A 3,779-nucleotide genomic window follows, 5' to 3' on the forward strand; every position below is an offset into this window, starting at 1 on the left:
CCATTCTTATTTAAATGACTATAGATGGATTGTCGGGCTGCGGCGGAATGCGGTTAAGGCAGCAGCGGAACGTTTTGCAGCCCGGTGTTTTCGGGCAGGCCGAACATGATGTTCATGTTTTGTACTGCTTGGCCGGCAGCGCCTTTGACCAGGTTGTCGATGACGGATAAGACCACCCATACATCGTCGTGCCCGGCCGCTTTCTGGATGCTGATGCGGCAAAGGTTGGCGCCGCGCACGCTGCGGGTTTCGGGTGTGCTGCCGGGGTTCATTACATCGACGAAAGGGCTGTCGCGGTAGAAGTCGCGCAGGATTTCGTCGGGCGGGCAGCCGTCGGTCAGGTGCAGGTAGAGGGTGGCGTGCATGCCGCGAATCATCGGCGTGAGATGGGGGACGAAGACGAAGCCGGGGGCAACGCCTTCCTGCAGGGCGGCAAGGGTTTGGCGGATTTCGGGCAGATGACGGTGGCCGCCGATGCCGTAGGCTTTGAAGTTGTCGCCGGCTTCGCACAGCAGCGAGCCGACGGCGGCTTTGCGCCCTGCGCCGGATACGCCCGATTTGCAGTCGGCAATCAGCGGCATGCCCGTTTTCAGACGGCCTGCGCGCAGCAGCGGCAGCAGCGGCAGGGAAACGCAGGTCGGGTAGCAGCCGGGGTTGGCGACAATTTGCGCGGCAGCGATGGCATCGCGGTTCATTTCGCTGAGACCGTAAACGGCTTGCGCGACGACATCGGGGCAGGCGTGGCTCATGCCGTACCATTGTTCCCATGCGGCCAGATCCTGCAGGCGGAAGTCGGCCGATAAATCGACGATTCGCACGCCTTGAGCCAAAAGTTGCGGAGCTTCTTTCATGGCCACGCCGTTGGGGGTGGCGAAAAAGACGAGGTCGCAGCGTTCGAGCGCGGCTTCGTCGGGCGTTTGGAACACCAAATCATATACGCCGCGCAGGCTGGGGAAATAGTCGGCCAGCGCCGTACCCGCTTCGCTGCGGCTGGTGACGGCGGTAACTTCCGCATTGGGATGGGCGGCCAGTAAGCGCAACAGTTCGACGCCGGTATAGCCGGTCGCGCCGACGATACCGATTTTGATGGGTTGGGTCATGGAGCAACTCCGTGGGGCGGATTAGGGAAAACAGGCCGTCTGAAAAAGCCGGTTGGCGGCATATTCAGACGGCCTGAAACATTAAAACAGCAATTCTACCGATTCTCCGTCCTGTGTCGGAGCAGCAGGTGCGGCGGGTACGGGGATGCGCGGCAGGGATACGGCCGGGATGTCGGGTGTATCTGAAGCATCGACTTCTACCGCAGAGCCGTCGGGCAGGGTATCGTTTTGAACCGGCACCGGTTTAGGCGCGGCTTTCGGCTTGCTGTATGCGGCGCTGCCCGAAGTCCAGGCCAGCGATTTGAGCGGGCCTTTCATCTTGACTTTGGGTGCACAGGTCAGGCAGTTGGCGGCGCCGGTGGCGTTTTTCAAAATCGCATCGACGCGCTTGGCATTGATGGTTTTGCCGTTGGCTTTGGCCCAGGCGGCAATGCTTTTACGCAGCGCGGCGGTATCGAGGTTTTTCTTTTTGTAGGGGTCGCGGTAAGCGGCCAGCCACAGGTTTTTATTGGCATCTTCGTTGAGCGAAGCCATTTGGTAAATCACTGAAGCGGGCGAGCCGGTGCTGATGGTTTTGGCAAATTCCAAAGCATCGGGCGACTTCATACGTACACAGCCGTGGCTGCGCACGCCGGGCACGCTGCTCGGGGCGTTGGTGCCGTGGATGCCCAAGCCCAGCTTGGGATCGCCGAGGCGGACGAATACCGGGCCGAGCGGATTTTTCGGGCCGGGCGGAATGGTTTTTACGCCGTCGCCGCGCTCTTTTTGGATGGACTTGGGAATGTGCCAGGTCGGATTGTAGGCTTTGACGCCGATTTTGTGCTCACCCAGATTGGTTTGCGTGGCGGCTTTGCCCACGGCAACGGGATAGGCTTTGGTGAGCTTGCCGTCGGTATAGAGAAACAGGCGTTGCTGCGGAATATTAATCACAACGTGCTGGCCTTGCGATACGGGCGATATGTCGGGCAGAGGCGTGTTGGCTGAAGCAGCGGCGCTCAGGCCGAGCATCAGCAGGCTGAAAAGGGTTTTTTTCATGGTTTGTGGTCTGTTTGGCAAATAAATTCGGAGCAGTGCGGCGCAAGACCGGCAGCATCATGCTGCGGCGCAAACCGCCTGCTCTGACGGTAATGGAAAAAAGTACCGTCTATCATACCTTAATCATCGGAAATTTGTGCGAAAATATACAGTCGTTGCATGAGATTGATACGGCATTGCAGTCTCTTGTTTCAATTTAACGCAACAACGATATATTTCGGCGGCAAAGCGCCGCGCCAGTTTCAAATGGAAGATGATGGATAAACAACACGGGCAGCCGGGCGGTATCGCGGCGGATATTTTTTCTTTGGATTACGAAGGACGCGGCGTGGCGCGTATCGGCGGCAAAACGGTATTTGTCAAAGGCGCGCTGCCGTCTGAAAAAGCGGCGTTTCGGGTGACGAAAAGCAAGAAGCAGTTTGACGAAGCCGAAGCGGTACGCATCCTGCAGCCTGCGGGCGAACGCGTTACGCCGCTGTGCCGCCATTTCGGCCGCTGCGGTGGCTGCGTGCTGCAACACGCCCGGCCCGAAGCGCAGGTGGCGTATAAACAGCGGATTATGGAAGAGCAGCTGGCGCGTATCGGCAAAGTCCGCCCGCAGCAGATTCTGCCGCCCATCTACGGCACACCGTGGCATTATCGCGACAGGGCGCGCCTGCGCGTGGCGCGGGGGAAAGACGGCCGTCTGAAATTGGGTTTTCAGGCGCAGAAAAGCCATGATGTGGTGGACATCGAATCCTGCCTGATTTTGCCGCGTCATATATCGGCCGCGCTGCCTTCTTTAAAACAGGTGTTGCAGCAGATGGCAGACGGCGGCGATTGGGCGGAATTTGTCGAGTTTTACCGCAGCGAAAAGCTGAGCGTCGCCAACTTGGGCTGGCGCAAGATGCCGTCTGAAAACAATCTGCAACGCCTGCGGGCTTGGCTGGATAAAGATTGGACGCAGGGCGGCGCGGCGCGGCAGCTTTGGCTGCAGTGCGGGCGGGATACCGCGCAGGCGTTTTATCCCGAACACGCGCCGGATTTGGCTTACGCGCTGCCCGAGTTCGGCATCGAAATGCCTTACCGCCCCGGCGACTTCACGCAAATCAATGCCGCAACCAATGCGCTGATGGTCGGCAGAGCGCTGCGCCTGCTGGACGCGAAACCCGGCGAGCGGGTGGCCGATTTATTCTGCGGCTTGGGCAATTTCAGCCTGCCGCTGGCCAAAAGCGGGGCGGAAGTGGTCGGCATCGAAGGCTCTGCCGCCTTGGTAGCGCGTGCGAAGGACAATGCACGGAGCAACGGCTGCGAAGCACAGACCGCTTTTTTTGCCGCCGATTTGTTTGATACCGATGAAGCGGTTGTCGCATCGTGGGGGCGTTTCGATAAAATGCTGCTCGACCCGCCGCGCAGCGGGGCGTATGCCGTGGTGCAGGCTTTGCATGAGCCGTATCTGCCGCAGCGGATTGTATATGTGTCGTGCAATCCGGCCACCTTTGCCCGCGATGCACAGGTGTTGGTGGCAAAAGGCTATGTATTTAAAGCCGCCGGCGTGATGAATATGTTTGCCCAAACCGCGCATGTGGAATCCATAGGTGTATTTGAACGGAAAAAGGCCGTCTGAAAATATAGTCGGAGGGTAATTTCTGCTACGGCGTTGGC

At 59.0% G+C, this 3,779-nt stretch carries 3 protein-coding genes; 1 reads left to right on the forward strand and 2 read right to left on the reverse strand.

What is annotated here, in order from left to right; translation table 11 throughout:
• Positions 1 to 53: 53 nt before the first annotated feature.
• A complete protein-coding gene (argC, locus tag BDE01S_RS09025) occupies positions 54 to 1,100 on the reverse strand; it encodes an N-acetyl-gamma-glutamyl-phosphate reductase (RefSeq protein ID WP_066080485.1) in 1,047 nt (348 codons plus the stop codon).
• Positions 1,101 to 1,181: 81 nt separating this feature from the next.
• The gene (locus BDE01S_RS09030; RefSeq protein ID WP_066080490.1) at positions 1,182 to 2,135 is read right to left on the reverse strand and encodes a L,D-transpeptidase; all 954 of its coding nucleotides are present in this window, start codon (positions 2,133 to 2,135) and stop codon (positions 1,182 to 1,184) included.
• 253 nt (positions 2,136 to 2,388) lie between these two features.
• Between BDE01S_RS09030 and rlmD the strand changes: the two genes are divergently transcribed.
• Positions 2,389 to 3,741: a 23S rRNA (uracil(1939)-C(5))-methyltransferase RlmD gene (rlmD, locus tag BDE01S_RS09035; protein ID WP_066080493.1), complete on the forward strand. Its 1,353-nt coding sequence runs from the start codon at positions 2,389 to 2,391 to the stop codon at positions 3,739 to 3,741.
• Positions 3,742 to 3,779: the final 38 nt, after the last annotated feature.

This window comes from Bergeriella denitrificans NBRC 102155, from assembly GCF_001592185.1.
Lineage (GTDB): Bacteria > Pseudomonadota > Gammaproteobacteria > Burkholderiales > Neisseriaceae > Neisseria > Neisseria denitrificans.

What these genes read in the sequence shown, in the direction of transcription:
- argC (WP_066080485.1), bottom strand. Translation starts at nt 1,100, where the DNA reads ATGACCCAACCCATCAAAATCGGTATCGTCGGCGCGACCGGCTATACC.
- BDE01S_RS09030 (WP_066080490.1), bottom strand. Translation starts at nt 2,135, where the DNA reads ATGAAAAAAACCCTTTTCAGCCTGCTGATGCTCGGCCTGAGCGCCGCT.
- rlmD (WP_066080493.1), top strand. Translation starts at nt 2,389, where the DNA reads ATGATGGATAAACAACACGGGCAGCCGGGCGGTATCGCGGCGGATATT.